We start from the raw sequence: 16439 nt of genomic DNA, 5'->3' as shown, positions 1-16439 counted from the left end.
CCTCTTGGCGCCCAGGGGACACGGGTCCTCGCATGGGCGGTCGCTTACGCACCGATGACCATTTCTAGCAAGGAGGCCTCGACAGCATCCGGACCTCCCCGCCGGGCGCAGAGGTCACTGATCCAGGAAGTCACGCAGGGTCTGCGAGCGCGAAGGATGCCGCAGCTTGGACATGGTCTTGGACTCGATCTGGCGGATGCGCTCACGGGTGACCCCGTATACGCGGCCGATGTCGTCCAGGGTCTTGGGCTGCCCATCCTCCAGGCCGTAACGCATCTTGATGACGCCGGCCTCGCGGGGGCTCAGGGTCTCAAGCACCTGCTGGAACTGCTCCTGCAGCAGGGAGAAGGCCACAGCATCCGAGGGGGCGATGGCGTCGGTGTCCTCGATCAGATCGCCGAACTCCGAGTCACCGTCCTCGCCCAGAGGGGTATGCAGGGAAATGGGCTCGCGCCCGTACTTCTGGACCTCCTGGACCTTCTCGACGGGCATGTCCAGCTCACGGGCCAGCTCGTCGGGGGTGGGCTCGCGACCCAGGTCCTGCAGCATCTGACGCTGGACGCGGGAGAGCTTGTTGATGACCTCGACCATGTGAACGGGCACACGGATGGTGCGGGCCTGGTCGGCCATGGCACGGGTGATGGCCTGACGAATCCACCAGGTGGCGTAGGTGGAGAACTTGTAGCCCTTGGTGTAGTCGAACTTCTCCACCGCACGGATCAGACCCAGGTTACCTTCCTGGATCAGGTCCAGGAAGAGCATGCCTCTGCCGGTGTATCGCTTGGCCAGGGAGACCACCAGTCGCAGGTTGGCCTCCAGCAGATGGTCCTTGGCCTTCTTCCCGTCGTTGGCGGCCCACTTGAGCTCGCGGCGGCGCTTGAAGTCCATGCCCTCGCCTTCGGTGTCCAGCAGATGCTGGGCATAGAGGCCGGCCTCGATACGCTCTGAGAGGTCCACCTCCTGTTCGGCGTTCAGCAGGCTGACGCGGCCGATCTGCTTGAGGTAGTCCTTGACGGGATCGGCAGTGGCGCCGGCGGTGACCACACGACGCTTGGGGTTGCCTGAGGGAGTGACATTCTCATCGTCATCGGAATCGTCGACGACGAAGGCGCCCTTGACCTTGGCGGCGAGGGCATGGGCGGCCTTGCGGTCCTCCTCGGCCTCATCCTCGACCTGGTGGGCCTCGTCCTCCTCCTGATCATCCTCGTCGGGCTCGTCCTCCAGCTGATCCTCGCTCTTGTCCAGCTGGTCGTCGTCCTCCTGGTCCTTGAGCAGGTCCTCGTCGGGCTCCTGCTCCTCCGGCTGCAGGATGGGCTCCTCTTCGACCTTCTTCTTGGTCTTGGAGGCCGGGCGACGGTTGGTCTTGGCCGTCGAAGTGCTGGCAGTGGCGGTCTTGCGGGCTGCGGTCTTGCGGGCTGCGGTCTTGCGGGACGCCTTGCTGCTGCTGGTCTTGGACCTGGTGGCGGTCTTGGTCTTGCCGGCGGTTGAACTGGTCCGGCCCTTCCCGGTATCCACTGCGGCTGTCTTGGCTGACTTGGTGTCCTTCGTGGCCAAATTCTCCTCCTGGATCATCCCACCCGCCGACACTGCTTTCAAGGCACAGCTATGGCAAGGTCAAATCTTAGACTCACTAAGTGAACCACCCCAGGGGGACGATTATTCCCGATTCAGCCCGATTGCCTCCAGGCCGGTTCGATGCCGCGGCCGATCAAAGCCAGGACGATGGCGGCCAGACTGCATGAGCGGTCGTCGGAAAGAGCTTCCTCGGCGAACCCGGATGCCCGGGATCCCCCACTCCACCAGTCGACGTAGGCCGCGACCGCCAGGGGCTGGGACCGAAACCCCGGCGGAACCTGATCAGCTATGGCTTCAAGCATGGCCAGCCCGGCCCGGCAACGCGGATGGTCCGGCCGCGTGGCAGGGTCCTTGAAGACCGCATCCAGAATGTTGCAGAGCACCGTCACATTGGACGCATCGTTGGGACGCACACACAGGTCCAGCAGCCGGTCAGCGTGCAGACCAGGCTCAGGCGCCAGGATTGACAGAATCAGCCCGTCGCGTATGGCCAGGGTTTCCTTGATGGCCACAGCCAGACGGTCCGCCGAGTCGGAGTCCAGAGGCGGGTGAGCCTGCTGCCGACCCCTCAAGCCGACAGTCCAGTCTGTCAAGGGTTGCTGGAGCCATCGCCTGTCAGCATCTTCCACGCCCCATCGTCGTCGACCCTCTCGATAGTTCTCCACCAGTTTTGTCATGCCGTGTTCATATGAATCGTTCATGCCGTCATCGCCTCCCATCCGCTCCCGGTCTGTGGTCCGGGGAGCCTGGGCACCATCCTGAACCAGCTGGAACCGTTAGGAAGGCCACAGCCGATCATGTGGTCAAGTGGGGTCACCCATCCACCAGGGGCCTTGCAGCCTGCCTGCTGGGCAGATATGCGGATAGGCTCTAAGACATGAAGAGCGTGACTGCAGCACGGGTCGAACAACGCATGGAGGAACTGCTCCGGAGTCAATGCGACCACCTGACTGCTCCAGAGCCCGGACCTGACCATCCCCTGGATCAGAACCCCTCACAGGGGGCTTTGCAGGAGGTCATCCACCAGGCAATCGAGGCAGGCCGTGGCGGCAAACGACTGCGCGCCCTCCTGCTCTGCGATGTCTGGCGGGCTCTGGAATCCGAGCAGAATCCGGACCGTGAACAGGCGGCAGTGGACCTTGCCTGCGCCTTGGAGGTCTATCAGACCAGCGCCCTGGTCCACGACGACATCATCGACGGCTCCCCCCGTCGTCGGGGCCGTCCTGCCGCCCATCTGGCCCTGAGCCGGTCGGCCGCCGGAAACGATCCAAGCGACCGTCTCCCCGCAGGCCCCGATGCCCGTGGCACCGGCCTGGGCATCCTCCTTGGCGACCTGCTGGCATCACTGAGCACAACCATGGCCCTCCAGGCGGCTGCCGGCCTGCCTCAGGAATCGGCCATCGGCAGAGCCTTTCAAGCCATGCAGACGGCCGTGGTCACCGGCCAGATCCTGGACATGGGTATGGAAGAGGCTCCACTGGACGATCCGAAACGCCTGCGCAGTCAGGCCCTGCACACCATGGCCTGGAAGACCGCCTCCTACACCACCATGGCCCCCCTGGCCCTGGGCCTGCTGGCTGCCGGAACGGACCTGGAAGGGCACAAAGATTCGGTACGCACCCTGGGCCTGGATCTGGGTCTGGCCTTCCAGCTGGAGGACGATCTGCTGGATGTGACAGGCGACGACCGCCACACCGGCAAACCTGTGGGAGGCGACATCCGTGAGGGCAAGCGAACCGTCCTCCTGGCCGACACCCTGGCCATGGCCGATCCTGACCAGGCCAAGGAGGTCCGCCGACTCTACGGTTCCCCGACCGAACGCCGCAAGGACGCCCAGGTAAATATGGTCCGTGACCTGATGCGCTCCTGCGGGGCCGTGGAAGCCAGTCGTCGACGCATTGCCGGCCTGTCCTCCCGAGCCCAGGCACGAGCCCAGGCCCTGGCCGATGATCTGCAGCTGTCGACAGAGGGCCGAACCATCTTCCTGAATGCCTGCCGACGCTTCCTCCCGCTTGCCACCACCGCCGGGTATCATAAACGTGTATCTTCCATTGATGCCGAGGCCGGTCAGGCCTCCGAGGTGCAGAGGGCCGGACAAGACGAGCATGAGTGAAGCGGACGAGAGGACCAGCGACCGGATCATTGACGGGCGCTACCGCATTCTGCGCGAGATTGCGCAAGGTGGCATGGCCACGGTCTACGAGGCCCTGGATCTGCGGCTGTCCAGGCATGTGGCGGTCAAGATCATGCACACCATGCTGGCCCAGGGGCCGCACAGGGCCCAGTTCGAGGAGCGCTTCCGCCGGGAGGCCAGGTCGGCGGCCGCCATCGCCAACCCCCACATCGTCCAGGTCTACGACACCGGCATCGATCAGGGGCTGGACTACCTGGTCATGGAGTATGTCCACGGAATCAGCCTGCGGCGGGACATGGCCCGGCAGGGCGTCTATCCCCTGAAGGAGACCCTACGGATCGTGGGCGAAATACTGGACGGCCTGGCCTCCGCCCACCGAGCCGGCGTCATCCACCGCGACATCAAGCCGGAAAACATCCTCATCAACGACCGCGGCCACGTGGAGATCACCGACTTCGGCCTGGCCCGCGCCGCCGCCCAGGCCACCCTGTCCTCGACGGGCATGCTCATGGGCACGGCCGCCTACCTGGCCCCCGAAACCATCGAGAACAATGAGGCCTCCCCCCAGAGCGACCTCTACGCCGTGGGCATCATCGCCTACGAGATGCTGACCGGCACGGTCCCCTTCGCCAGCGACAATCCGGTGACCATCGTCTTCAAACACGTCCACGAGGATGTCCCCTCCCTGGCCAGCGTCTGCCCGGGAATCGACCCATCCGTGGCCGCACTGGTCTCCGGGCTGACCGACCGCTCCCCCGAAAACCGCCCGGACGACGCAGGCAAGGCCCTGGAGGGCCTGAGGAAGGTGGTCAGGGGGCTGGACCGGCAGGCCATGGACTACGTGCTGCCTGCGACAGGCACAGCGGCTGCAGCAGCCTCAGCCAGCGGACAGCCCGAGTCTGACATCGCCGGAACCTCTGGACACGACCCTGAGATGCCCGAACCGCCAAGGCAGGCAGCCACGGCACCCAGCGACGATGCCGAAGACGCAGCCACACAGACCATCGCTGCAGCACCCGAACCGGAGGATTCGGACACGGTCCTGAATGTGCCCGCCCCGCCCGAAACCGATGCGGACGCAGCGACCAGGCGCTATCGGCTCAACGACGTGGACACCCCCTCACGGGCAGAAACCACAACCGTCCTGCAACCTCAGGACCCGACAGCATCCCCCGCTGATGCAGGCCTCGTTCCGGCTTCCGCCCAGACCATGCAGCAAGGTGCCGAAACGGCCAAACCCAAGCACCGGCATCGGGGCCTGATCATCGCGCTGGTGGTTCTGCTGGTGCTGGCCCTGGCCGGAGGCGGCGGTGGTGCCTGGTGGTACTACCTGGGTCCGGGCAGCTATATCGCCCTGCCCAAGCCGGATGACATCTCCTGCCCCGAGAATCAGGAGTGCAGGGTCATCGGCGCCGATTACTCCAAGTACACCAGCACGCTCAAGGTCGCAGGCATCGATGTCCACACCGGCTACGACTTCAGCGACCAGGTACCCAAGGGGGCCATCATGGCCGCGGATCCCGACACCGTCGGAGCCCATATCAGCAAGCGGGGCGGCAGCCTCAGCCTGACGGTCTCCAAGGGGATTCGCCAGGCCACAGTGCCCAAGGACATCCTCACGCCGGACACCTCCAACGGCAAGGACCCCGTGCAAGCCCTGAAGGCGGCTGGGTTCGACAAGATCGACCATGACTCCTCCAAGGACCAGTACTCCATGGACATACCCGAGGGAGCGGCGATTTCGGTGGAGCCGGCCCCAGGGACCAGGACCCGGCACGACACCAAGGTCAGCCTGGTCCTTTCCAAGGGTCGGATGCCGGTGGCCATGCCCGACATCATCGGCAAGGCCAGGGACGATGCCAAGGCGGCCCTGGAGGCGCTCCGGCTCAAGGTCAATTACAGCGAAGACTGGTCGGACACGGTGCCCCGCAACCAGGTGATCTCCGCCTCCCACCAGGCCCAGAAGCAGCTGCACTGGGGCGATGCGGTCAACGTGGTCATCTCCAAGGGGCCGCAATTCATCAGCATGCCCGACGTGAAGGGCAAGAGCCAGGACGAGGCCACCCAGATCCTGCAGGGATACGGACTCAAGGTCAACATCTCCGCGCCGCTGGGCAACCTGACCCACACGGTGCGAATCCAGGACCCCAACCCCGGTACCCAGGTCAAGGTGGTCAATGATGACGGTTCACCGGCCGTCGTGACCCTGACTGTGGTCTGAAGTCGTCAGCCCAGTTCTTCCTTGTTCTCGTGCGCCTTGATGACCTGGGCATACACGTCCACGTAGCGTTGCCCGCTCATCTCCTGGATCTCCTGCATGATCCTGTCGGTCAGGTTGCGGATCTCCTCATGGGTGAGGCTGTTGACCGGCACGTAGGGCACGGTAATGGGCTTGCCGAAGATGACCTTGGTCCTGCCCTTATGCGGAAGCACATGCCCGGGCTCCTGAAGCTGCCGGGTGCCGATGATGGCGGTGGGCACCACTGTCGTTCCGGTCTCGAAGGCCAGCCGCGCCGCCCCGGTGTGCCCCCGGTAGAGCCTGCCGTCAGGGCTGCGCGTGCCCTCCGGATGGATGCCGAAGATGTGACCGTGCTCAAGGATGGAGCGCGCCGTTTCCATGGCCCCCAGCGACTTGGAGCCACCCGACCTGTCCACGGGGAAGACTCCGACCGAGCTGAACCACCATTTCTTGAACTTGCCCTTTATCCCCTTGCCGTTGAAGTACTCGGCCTTGCCCATGAAGTGGATCATCCTGGGGCAGGTGATGGGCAGGAGGGCGTCGTCGATGACGGCCAGATGGTTGGAGGCGATGATGGCAGCCCCCTGCTTGGGAATGTTCTCCGTGCCTTCAACGGTCGGTTTGAACCAGGTACGCGCCAACGGACCGAGCAGTTTGACGAAGAACCAGTACAGCACAGAGACTCCTTGGTAGCGAATGCGTGCGGCCGAGGTTACGATGGTTCTATGACCGAGCACAAGCATAACGACGCCGGGAATCAGTATAACAGCGAGGCGGGAACCGGGCCCTCACAGGGGGACGAGGAGTGGGCGGACTTCCTGAATTCGCACGCTGACGAGCTGGGTTCCCTGGAATCGTCCAGGACGGCCAAGGAATTCGAAAAGAAGGCTCGAAAGTCCGAGAAGAAGGCGGCGCTGAGGGCCGAGGACTTGAAGCGGGACTCCTTCGTCGGCGGCTCCGGACCTCGCGACTTCCAAGGCAGCAGCTGGCTGGACACCGACCAGGTCATGGACCAGTCGTCGAACTTTGTGCCGCCCAACCCTGACCTGAGCGACCTGGGCGGAAGGCGGGTGGCCTTCATGATCATGACGGTGCTGGGCCTGGTCTGCTTCTTCCTGACCATCTTCATTCCCCGCTGGTCCGGCTTGACCGGCCTGCTGGCGGGACTGCTCCTGCTGATAGGCATCGCGGGACTGATCATCGATCGGAAGAATTTCCACGACGATTCAAGTGGACTCTTCGATGACGACGAACGGCACTACCGGCGATGATGTCGTGTGCCGCCATATATAAGCCGAGGATACGTTCGGGCCCCACTGGCAGGAAACATCAGCCAGTGGGGCCCGAACAGGTTTGGCAGCCGCGAATCTAGACCAGGACCGGACGGCGTGTCCGTTCCTCCTGCTGACAGCGGGACTGCGCTTCCTGGGCTCCGTGAATCCAGGCTGCCAGCAGGTCGGCGGCCCTGCCCTGGTCCACAACCTCGGTAGCCAGTTGGTAGGCCTGGGCAAACCGGACGCTCAGATCGGCCTCGGGACCGGCGTCAATCCGTGTGCCGTCGGCCACGATGGCCGAGGCGGCATTGAGCAGGGCCGTGGAACGGGAGGGAACCGACTTTCCAGCCAGGAAATCCCTGACGACGCTGGCATTGAAGGCGGGATCGCCACCGCGCAGGTCATCCAAATCAACCGGGTCGAGACCCAGTTCACGAGTCGGATCGAAGGACCGCTCCTCCACTTTGCCCTGGTGGATCTCCCAGATGGAGACCGGGCCGGTCGGAGCCATCTCGTCAAGGCCCTCGACCGAGGTGTAGACCATGCCCTCCTGGCCGCGTGAGGCGTAGACCTGGGCCATCATGGGACTCAGCTGGCGCTGGGCGCATCCGATGGCCACATATCGCGGGTTGACCGGGTTGGTCAGGGGTCCCAGCAGGTTGAAGACGGTCGGGATGCCCAGCGACGAGCGGACAGGGCCTGCAAATCGCATGGCAGGGTGGAAGGTCTTGGCGAAGACGAAGGTGATGCCGTAGCGGTCAGCCATGGCAGCCACCTCCTGCGGCGGCAGATCCAGAGGCAGGCCCAGCTGCTCCAGACAGTCGGCGGTGCCGCTCTTGCTGGATGCGGCTCGGTTGCCGTGCTTGACGATCCTGACACCTGCTGCGGCAGCCACGATGGCACCCATGGTCGACAGGTTGACTGTCGCTGCCCCGTCGCCGCCGGTGCCGACGATGTCGGTCACGTCACCCCTGACCTTCAGCGGCACCGCATGACCCACCATGGCCTTGGCAGCCCCTTCGACCTCTGGGCTGGTCAGCCCCAGGGTGGACTGCATGGACAGGACGGCGCCCACCTGCACCGGGTCGGCATTTCCGTCCATCAGGTCGTTCATGCACCACTCGGCCTCATCCGCGCTCAGGTGCCGACCGGACACCAAGGAGTTCAGGACGGATTTCCAGCTAAGTGGCCGCATGATGACTCTTTTCCTTTGAAGAAGCGGGGCTGGATGCCCCGCTGTTTGCTCTAGGTTTACTGCCCTGCCCCTCCCCTGCACAAGGCAATCCCATATTCTGGTCACTTTGCTACCAATATATGAAAGTAAGCAATCCAATATATGGAAACGGCCACCGCCCTTATGAGCGATGGCCGTCAGTCAGATCGGCAACCCTAAATGTATCGGCAACCTTATCTGCAGAAGCCGCTAGTGATTATGCGAACCTGTCATTTCTTCTCGTTCTGGCCGTGGCACATCTTGTACTTGCGTCCGGAACCACAGGGGCAGGGGGCGTTGCGGGGCGTGCCCGGGAAGGTGCGGCCATCAGACCAAGGCGAGTGATCCTCTACAGCCTTGGGCCTCTTGTTGGCAGGGACCTTGCCCTCGGCATGGCTGATAGGGGCAGGCCCGACCGGGGCCGGAGCACCCTCGTCAGCGGCATCCTCAGAGGCATCCTCCTCTGAATCCTCCTGGATGCTGCCAGCCGGAGCACCCTCGTCATGCTCCTCGGCAGTCTCGTCGATGTCGGTGGTCTCGTCCTCGGCATCAGGCTCTTCAGGTGCCTGGTAGTTGACCGGCTCGGACTGGCTCTCCTCGTTCTCCTTACGCTCCTCGCGGGCCCGCCGCTCGTTCTCCTGGCTGGCCGCGATCTGCTTGAGGTCCACGTTGAAGAGCAGCTGCACGGTCTGCTCCTTGATGGCGTCGATCATGGAGTTGTACATCTGGTAGCCCTCGCGCTGGTACTCGACCAGGGGGTCACGCTGACCCATGCCGCGCAGGCCGATGCCGTCCTTCAGGTAGTCCATCTCGTAGAGGTGCTCACGCCACTTGCTGTCCAGGACGGAGAGGACCACCTGGCGCTCCAGCTGCCTGGAGCCCTTCTCGCCCAGCTCGTCCTCACGCTGCTGGTAGATGGAATCGGCATCCTCCACCAACTTGTCCGCCAGAGCCTTGACGGCCTTGTCACCCTTCAGACCCTCCAGGGAGTCCATGGTCTCATCCTGGTCAAGACTGACCGGGTAGACGGAGGCCAGCGCCTTCCAAAGCCCGTCGGCATCCCAGTCCTCGGGCTTGTCCGAGCCCTTCTGTGCACCCCGGATGTATGAGGTGATGGTCTCGCTGATGAAGCGGAGAATGTCCTCGTGGATGTCCTCGCCCTTGAGCACCGCCTGACGCTCGCCATAGATGACCTGACGCTGCTTGTTCATCACATCGTCGTACTTCAACACGTTCTTGCGGATCTCGTAGTTGCGGGATTCCACGGACTTCTGTGCGTTGCGCACACCCTTGGAGACGCTCTTTTTGTCGATGGGCTGACCCTCGGGCAGGCTCTTGGACATGAGCTGAGCCACCATCCCGGTATTGAACAGGCGCATCAGATCGTCTTCCAGGCTCAGGTAGAATCTGGACTCGCCAGGATCGCCCTGACGGCCTGAGCGGCCGCGCAGCTGGTTGTCGATACGGCGGGACTCGTGCCGCTCGGTGCCCAGTACGTACAGGCCACCCAGCTTGACGACCTCCTCATGCTCGTCCTTGACCTGCTCCTTGACGGAGTCCAGCATCTTGGGCCAGCGCTTCTCATACTCCTCAGGAGTGTCGTCGGAGGAGTAACCCTGCTCCTTGAGCTTCTGATCGGCAAGGAACTCCACGTTTCCGCCCAGCATTATGTCGGTGCCACGCCCTGCCATGTTGGTGGCCACGGTCACAGCCCCCTTGCGCCCTGCCACGGCCACGACCGCAGCCTCGCGCGCATGCTGCTTGGCGTTGAGGACCTGATGGTCGATGCCGGCCACGTCCAGCAGGGAGGAGACCACCTCGGAGGACTCCACCGAGGCGGTGCCCAGCAGGATGGGCTGGCCCTTGGCATGCCGCTTGGCCACATCGCGGACGATGGCGGTCAGCTTCTCCTTCTTGGTGCGGTAGATCAGATCCGGCTGATCCTTGCGGATCATGGGCTTGTTGGTGGGAATGGGCAGCACGCCCAGCTTGTAGGTGTTCATGAACTCGGCGGCCTCGGTCTCGGCCGTTCCGGTCATTCCCGCCAGCTTGTCGTACATGCGGAAGTAATTCTGCAGGGTGATGGTGGCGAAGGTCTGGTTCTCGGCCTTGACCTCCACGCCCTCCTTGGCCTCGATGGCCTGGTGGAGGCCCTCGTTGTAGCGGCGGCCCTTGAGCAGACGGCCGGTATGTTCGTCCACGATCAGGACCTCACCGTTCTGGACCACATAGTCGCGGTCGCGCAGGAAGAGCTCCTTGGCCTTGATGGCGTTGTTCAGATATCCGATCAGGGCGGTGTTGGCGGGCTCGTAGAGGTTGTCGATGCCCAGGTAGTCCTCCACCTTGGTGATGCCGGGGTCCAGGATGCCAACGACCTTCTTCTTCTCGTCGACCTCATAGTCCTCATCCCTGGTGAGCCTGGGGACCAGCTTGGCGAACTGCCGGTACCATCGGGTCACGTCGCCCTCGGCGGGTCCGGAGATGATCAGAGGAGTTCGTGCCTCGTCGATCAGGATGGAGTCCACCTCGTCCACGATGGCGAAGTGGTGGCCACGCTGGACCAGCTCGTCCTTGTCCCAGGCCATGTTGTCGCGCAGGTAGTCGAAGCCGAATTCGTTGTTGGTGCCGTAGGTGATGTCCGCCTGGTACTGCTTGCGGCGCTCGGCTGGGCGCTGGTCGGTGATGATGCAGCCCACGCTCATGCCCAGGAAGCGGAAGATGCGCCCCATGAGCTCGCTCTGGTAGGAGGCCAGGTAGTCGTTGACCGTGACCACATGCACGCCCTTGCCCTCCAGGGCATTCAGATAGCTGGGCAGGGTGGCCACCAGGGTCTTGCCCTCGCCGGTCTTCATCTCGGCGATGTTGCCCCAGTGCAGGGCCGCGCCGCCCATCAGCTGGACGTCAAAGTGCCGCTGGCCCAGGGTGCGCTTGGAAACCTCGCGAACCGTGGCAAAGGCCTCTGGCATCAGGGAATCGAGGGATTCGCCGTTCTCAAGTCGCTGCTTGAACTTAGGCGTCTGACCCTTGAGTTCCTCGTCGCTCATGGCCGAGATCTGATCCTCGAAGGCGTTGGTCGCCTTGGCCACCCCCTGAAGCTTGCGAATCTGACGACCCTCGCCCATACGGAGGACCTTGTCCAAGACTGCTACCACGTTGCGCTCCCTACCGTTCTTTTATGGCCCTAGCACGCCCTCAGCTGACGTAGGCCCAGACCTTGATTATCTTACGCGAATGCACCGATTTTCTCGAAACCGATGGTTCCGCAAACCCGGCTGCGGCCTTGGCAGCCGGACCGGGCATTGAAGAGGGCAATCCTCCGGAGGCCAGGCCAACCTGCCGCCGGGGAATCGCCCCGCAGTTCAATATCCGTTTTACTGTTACTTCTTCTGGCCCACATGCTCAGGCGTATCAATCTCGAAGACGCCATAGCTCCAACCGTGCCGACGGTAGACCACCGACGGCCGCTGGGTCTCCTTGTTGACGAAGAGGAAGAAGTCGTGGCCGATCAGCTCCATCTCGTAGAGGGCCTCGTCGATGCTCATGGGCTCTGCGATGTGCAGCTTGCGGCGGATGACGATGGGGGTGTCTCCCACCTGCACTTCGACCGACTGACCCGGTGCCAGGTCCGAAGCCACGGCGCTCTGGGCGCTGTTGTCCGGGTTGGACTCCTGGCCCTGATCGCCCTCATCGCCTGCCTGCTCATCCACGGGCAAATCGGCGGGCAGGGGCGGATGCTCCAGTCCACGGCGGTGGTCCTTGCGGCGGTCGCGGACCCGGCGCAGACGCTGGGTCAACTTGTCCAAGGCCATATCCAGTGCACTGAACTCGTCGGCGCTGGAAGCCTCGGCGCGGATTACGGTTTTGCCGGCCTGGACCGTGAGCTCCACCCTCTTGGCGCTGTCAGCCTGGCGGGGATTGCCTTCATGTGTCAGAACGACCTGGATGCGCTGGGCATCGGGGGCGATGGCCGTCACCCTGTTCATCTTGCTGTCCACAACATCGCGGAACCGCTGCTTGATTTGGGTATGTCGACCGGTAATGACGATCTCCATGGGAATCTCCTTGCACTCGTGAGCGGATGAACCGCTTGTGCGATGGCGGACTTGGTCACCATCGACTGTGCTTCCGATTGTATCCGAAGAGCAGGGCTGACTCACTGATTGAGCTTGAGGCCAGAGCGGGTTCCTATCCGCTGGTCAGGTCGTTCAGTTCCGCTATGCTGTATCCCCGAGACCTCTCGGATGGCCGCGGCCCCTCCTCCTGGGAAGGGCTGAGGAACTTCCGGGCTCCACAGAGCACGATGGCGGATAACGTCCGCCCAGGGCGACCTGAGAGATAGCGCAACAGAGAACAGACCGCTCGCCTGGTAAAGGTGGGCAAGGGTGAAACGGCGGTGTAAGAGACCACCGGGTCGACGGTAACGCCGACCGCATGGCAAGCCTCATCGGGAGCAAGGCCAAGCAGAAGGCATTCAGGGGCTGCTCGTCCCGCCTTCGGGTAGGCCGCTAGAGCCTGGCGGCAACGTCAGGTCGAGATGGATGGCCATCCGTCGTCCGGATTTTCATCCGGTCGATGACAGAACCCGGGGTATATGAGAGGTCTCATTTTCTTCCCCTTTATCACGTGGTTCCTTGACAGCGATCGGCTCAATCGAGAGGGTCGTCAGAGACGAAAAGGTCTGCTGCCACCTGGTTGAGGAGGCCGGGAGAGTGGCCCTTGCGGGATCCAGCACTCCAGAATCGCCGTTTGCGCACCTTGAGATCAAGTCCGGCTGTCTTCCGGGCCACCTTGCGACCGAGCTCGTAGGCGGAGTCTACGAAGAGTCCCTCACGAGAGGCTTGGGCCACTACCTGTGCAGCCAGTCCCGGATCCAGTCCCTTACGGGTCATCTCCGAGAGCACGCCGCGCTCCCCCATGGTGCGATGCAGGCAGGAACGCAGCAGATCCTGGGCATAGGCCTGGTCATCTACCAGGCCCAGCTTGGTCAACCGATCGATCACCTGATCGACCACGTTCGTGTCAAACCCCTTGTCGACCAGACGACGGGCCAGGGCTCCGCTGGAACGGGCCGCTGCATCCAGCAGGGTCAGGGCAGCCTCCCGGCAAGCATCCGCATCATCCGCATCCGCTCGAGGGGCTGCAGGCGCGGAACCTCCGCCAAAGCCGCCAGCACGTGGACGACGGCCACGGCGGCGGGTCCTTCTGTCGGAACCCCGGGCAGAACGGCGACCATGGGAATGGCAACCTGCCAGGGAATCCTCACCCATATCAGCATTGGCATGACTGTCAATATCCTCCAGACTGCCTCCGAACTGGGCGCCATGTCCCAGACCCAGGGCAGCGGCCTGCACCGGGCGGCTGTCTTCCTTGTAGCTGCCATCCTTCTGGATAGCAGCTGGGCGAACATCCGTAGTTGGCAGAGAGGTTAAGGTATGCGGAGAGCCTGAGGCAGACCGCGAATCAGTAGCGGAATCAAAAGCCGTTCCAATACTCACTGACCCTCTCGAGTTGGCTGGAGCAGACGCACCAGCAGGTTCTGCCTGGAACCGGTCCGACCGGGAATCGACCGATTCTGTGATGGAGTCGGCAGGATCCTCGGTCTGCGCCAGTCGGACCGGATTTTCCTTGAGGAAGTCCTCGGCCGAGATCATCGGGTCATGCAGCCTGGGCCGTGGGCACAGTGCTGTCGATATCTACAGGAGCCGAGTCGTCTTCCTTGCTGTCTTGGCCAGCTTCAGCCTGATCGGCCTTGTCGTCCTCGGAGGGAGCAGGAATAAGGCCGAAGGCAACCTTGACCTTGTCCTCGATCTCCTTGGTCAGGCCGGGGTTGTCCTTGAGGAACTGACGGACGTTCTCCCTGCCCTGACCCAGCTGATCGCCCTCGTAGGTGAACCAGGAGCCCGACTTCTTGACGATGTTGGTCTGCAGAGCCATGTCCAGAACCGAACCCTCCTTGGAGATGCCCTCCCCGTAGAGAATGTCGAATTCGGCCACCTTAAAGGGCGGAGCCATCTTGTTCTTGACCACCTTGACCTTGGTGCGATTGCCCACCGCCTCGTCGCCGTTCTTCAGGGTCTGGATACGGCGGATGTCCAAGCGGACCGAGGCGTAGAATTTCAGGGCCTTGCCGCCGGTGGTGGTCTCCGGGCTGCCGAAGAAGACGCCGATCTTCTCCCTGAGCTGGTTGATGAAGATGGCCGTAGTGTTGGCCTGGGACAGGGCACCGGTCATCTTGCGCAGGGCCTGGCTCATCAGACGGGCCTGCAGACCCACGTGGCTGTCGCCCATGTCACCCTCGATCTCGGCCTTGGGCACCAGGGCGGCCACCGAGTCGATGACGATGACATCCAGGGCACCCGACCTGATCAGCATATCGGCGATCTCCAGCGCCTGCTCGCCGTTGTCCGGCTGGGAGACGATCAGGGAGTCCGTGTCCACGCCCAGTTTCTTGGCGTACTCGGGATCCAGAGCGTGCTCAGCATCGATGAAGGCAGCCACTCCACCACCGGCCTGTGCATTGGCCACCGCATGCAGGGCCAGGGTGGTCTTGCCCGAGGATTCGGGACCGTAGATCTCGACGATGCGGCCGCGGGGCAGTCCGCCGATGCCCAGGGCCATGTCCAAGGCCAGGGACCCGGTGGGAATGACCTCCACGTCCTGGGCGGGCTTGTCACCCAGACGCATGGCCGAACCCTTGCCAAAGCTCTTCTCCACCTGCGCGAGGGCCGTGTTCAAGGCTGCCTGGCGACGGGGATCAATCCCGCCCTCCTCTTCCTTCTTCGCCTTGCCACTGTTGCTCTGACGTGCCATATGGCTCTCCTTCTTCGTAACCGACCTCACGATGACGACATCCTGATTGATGACCTCACGATTGACAGCCTATCCGCCGTCGGAACCCGTCTGCGGTCCCGGCGCCCGATGTGGTCGAACGTGCCGATGGTCACCGGACCATGGGTATCAGTATACCCGACTATGCGAACAAATGTTCGAAAATCACCTGGAATGGGCAATAAATTCGCGGAGGATAAAACCCGCCGATCAGGCTGCCGGCAGGGGCGGCGCATTGTGGTCCTTCCCCCAGCGCCGGGAGTCGGGAATCTCCATCTGATCGCAGAGCACATTCCAGACCACGCGCGGCTCCACACCCGCATCCAGGGCCTCTATTACGGTCATGGCATCCAGGGCGGTCAGCCTCTGGTCACGGGCCAGACTGCGTCCGTAGACCCGGCCGAAGACCTCCTCCAGCAGCTGCCAGAATTCCCGTTCACGCACCCGACATCACCTTTCGTCCAAGACCCACCCTGTCACACCCCTTCTACGGTAGCAACCGACAGTCAGCAGAAGAGGGCGCCTGGTTCCTCAGAACCGGACGCCCTCAAGAACGGTCCGCCGATTCAACCGGCGGAACCTGACATGCTTACTCCTGAGTGGACTCCAGGTAGTCCGCCACCATCCGCAGGGTCTGCGGCACACCCAGGCCCAGCGCGTCGGCGATGGAGCTCAGCAGTTCGGAGCTGGCCTCCTTCTGGCCGCGTTCCACCTCGGACAGGTAGCCCAGGGACACACCGGCCTTCTCGCTGACCTCACGCAGGGTCTTGTGATCGTTGGTCCTCAGCTCGCGCAGCACGTGGCCCAGGGCCTCGCGCAGGGAGACGGTATGGGTGACGGCCCGGCCGTCGTTGTTGGAGGCTGCCCGCTGACGGCTGGCTTCCATGCCGTCCTCCTCCATCCACATCTTGTTCAGGTTGGCCTGGCGCTCCTCCTTGGCCTTCTTGGCGGCCTTGGCACGGATCACCTGCTGCTGGGCGAAGACGACGGCACGACGCTGGGCGGGAGTCAGATCACGAACCCGCGCGTTGCGCTCCACTCCGGGTGCGGCCGGCTTGACATCATAGGTATCGTTGGTTCGAGTCATCACGGTCTCGGTGCTGGCCATAGCAGCCCCTTTCGCCATTATCGTGTTCAACTTCTTACACAGTGACCAACAGACAGGCCGCTGGATTA

12 protein-coding genes, 1 other RNA gene and 2 pseudogenes are annotated in these 16439 nt (G+C 63.2%); 4 read left to right on the top strand and 11 right to left on the bottom strand.

The genetic code is table 11. The features are described from left to right. Positions 1-114: 114 nt before the first annotated feature. On the bottom strand, positions 115-1554 hold the full coding sequence (locus H3S97_RS04560) for an RNA polymerase sigma factor (RefSeq protein ID WP_232356276.1): 1440 nt from the start codon (positions 1552-1554) through the stop codon (positions 115-117). A 113-nt stretch (positions 1555-1667) separates the two neighbouring features. Further along, entirely contained in the window at positions 1668-2276 is a 609-nt protein-coding gene (locus H3S97_RS04555) for a DUF4192 family protein (protein ID WP_198179212.1), read from the bottom strand. A gap of 176 nt (positions 2277-2452) precedes the next feature. Here H3S97_RS04555 and H3S97_RS04550 point away from each other — a divergent pair, with 176 nt between their 5' ends. After that, complete coding sequence (locus tag H3S97_RS04550; protein ID WP_198219787.1) at positions 2453-3688, top strand: polyprenyl synthetase family protein; 1236 nt, start codon at positions 2453-2455, stop codon at positions 3686-3688. Further along, on the top strand, positions 3681-5930 hold the full coding sequence (locus H3S97_RS04545) for a Stk1 family PASTA domain-containing Ser/Thr kinase (protein ID WP_198219786.1): 2250 nt from the start codon (positions 3681-3683) through the stop codon (positions 5928-5930). The genes H3S97_RS04550 and H3S97_RS04545 overlap by 8 nt, the downstream gene beginning before the upstream one ends. Before the next feature lie 5 nt (positions 5931-5935). Here H3S97_RS04545 and H3S97_RS04540 read toward each other — a convergent pair whose 3' ends face one another. Beyond that, the gene (locus H3S97_RS04540) at positions 5936-6625 is read right to left on the bottom strand and encodes a lysophospholipid acyltransferase family protein (protein ID WP_198219785.1); all 690 of its coding nucleotides are present in this window, start codon (positions 6623-6625) and stop codon (positions 5936-5938) included. 48 nt (positions 6626-6673) lie between these two features. Between H3S97_RS04540 and H3S97_RS04535 the strand changes: the two genes are divergently transcribed. Next, on the top strand, positions 6674-7219 hold the full coding sequence (locus H3S97_RS04535) for a hypothetical protein (protein WP_198219784.1): 546 nt from the start codon (positions 6674-6676) through the stop codon (positions 7217-7219). 97 nt (positions 7220-7316) lie between these two features. On the opposite strand, the gene trpD is transcribed toward H3S97_RS04535, so the two are convergent. The 4 genes and pseudogenes from trpD to hpf all read right to left on the bottom strand — a co-directional run bounded on the left by trpD (position 7317) and on the right by hpf (position 12487). Further along, on the bottom strand, positions 7317-8417 hold the full coding sequence (trpD, locus tag H3S97_RS04530) for an anthranilate phosphoribosyltransferase (protein ID WP_198219783.1): 1101 nt from the start codon (positions 8415-8417) through the stop codon (positions 7317-7319). Between the two features lie 248 nt (positions 8418-8665). Beyond that, a pseudogene (locus H3S97_RS08625) lies at positions 8666-8851 on the bottom strand (SEC-C metal-binding domain-containing protein); the annotation flags it as partial. A 236-nt stretch (positions 8852-9087) separates the two neighbouring features. Then, positions 9088-11587, bottom strand: a pseudogene (secA, locus tag H3S97_RS04525) (preprotein translocase subunit SecA); the annotation flags it as partial. A 225-nt stretch (positions 11588-11812) separates the two neighbouring features. Next, positions 11813-12487, bottom strand: a complete 675-nt coding sequence (hpf, locus tag H3S97_RS04520; RefSeq protein WP_198179188.1) for a ribosome hibernation-promoting factor, HPF/YfiA family — start codon at positions 12485-12487, stop codon at positions 11813-11815. A 177-nt stretch (positions 12488-12664) separates the two neighbouring features. Here hpf and rnpB point away from each other — a divergent pair. Further along, positions 12665-13042: RNase P RNA component class A (gene rnpB / locus H3S97_RS04515), an RNA gene on the top strand. Positions 13043-13081: 39 nt separating this feature from the next. Here the strand turns inward: rnpB and H3S97_RS08365 are convergent. From H3S97_RS08365 to H3S97_RS04495, 4 genes are all read right to left on the bottom strand, one after another. Further along, a complete protein-coding gene (locus tag H3S97_RS08365) occupies positions 13082-14086 on the bottom strand; it encodes a regulatory protein RecX (RefSeq protein WP_232356274.1) in 1005 nt (334 codons plus the stop codon). Positions 14087-14090: 4 nt separating this feature from the next. Continuing rightward, complete coding sequence (gene recA / locus H3S97_RS04505; RefSeq protein ID WP_198179180.1) at positions 14091-15245, bottom strand: recombinase RecA; 1155 nt, start codon at positions 15243-15245, stop codon at positions 14091-14093. Positions 15246-15473: 228 nt separating this feature from the next. Further along, positions 15474-15707, bottom strand: a complete 234-nt coding sequence (locus tag H3S97_RS04500) for a DUF3046 domain-containing protein (protein WP_024627845.1) — start codon at positions 15705-15707, stop codon at positions 15474-15476. Between the two features lie 145 nt (positions 15708-15852). Continuing rightward, entirely contained in the window at positions 15853-16371 is a 519-nt protein-coding gene (locus tag H3S97_RS04495; RefSeq protein ID WP_372338668.1) for a helix-turn-helix domain-containing protein, read from the bottom strand. Positions 16372-16439 lie beyond the last annotated feature (68 nt).

It is taken from the genome of Bifidobacterium choladohabitans (assembly GCF_016102005.1).
In the GTDB taxonomy this organism is placed as follows: domain Bacteria; phylum Actinomycetota; class Actinomycetes; order Actinomycetales; family Bifidobacteriaceae; genus Bombiscardovia; species Bombiscardovia choladohabitans.
This window is presented reverse-complemented; position numbering and strand designations above follow the sequence as displayed.

Bases quoted from the DNA above. Each gene is read 5' to 3' on its own strand.
- H3S97_RS04555 (WP_198179212.1), bottom strand. From the start codon at position 2,276: ATGAACGATTCATATGAACACGGCATGACAAAACTGGTGGAGAACTAT.
- H3S97_RS04550 (WP_198219787.1), top strand. From the start codon at position 2,453: ATGAAGAGCGTGACTGCAGCACGGGTCGAACAACGCATGGAGGAACTG.
- H3S97_RS04545 (WP_198219786.1), top strand. From the start codon at position 3,681: ATGAGTGAAGCGGACGAGAGGACCAGCGACCGGATCATTGACGGGCGC.
- H3S97_RS04535 (WP_198219784.1), top strand. From the start codon at position 6,674: ATGACCGAGCACAAGCATAACGACGCCGGGAATCAGTATAACAGCGAG.
- trpD (WP_198219783.1), bottom strand. From the start codon at position 8,417: ATGCGGCCACTTAGCTGGAAATCCGTCCTGAACTCCTTGGTGTCCGGT.
- hpf (WP_198179188.1), bottom strand. From the start codon at position 12,487: ATGGAGATCGTCATTACCGGTCGACATACCCAAATCAAGCAGCGGTTC.
- H3S97_RS08365 (WP_232356274.1), bottom strand. From the start codon at position 14,086: ATGATCTCGGCCGAGGACTTCCTCAAGGAAAATCCGGTCCGACTGGCG.
- recA (WP_198179180.1), bottom strand. From the start codon at position 15,245: ATGGCACGTCAGAGCAACAGTGGCAAGGCGAAGAAGGAAGAGGAGGGC.
- H3S97_RS04495 (WP_372338668.1), bottom strand. From the start codon at position 16,371: ATGGCCAGCACCGAGACCGTGATGACTCGAACCAACGATACCTATGAT.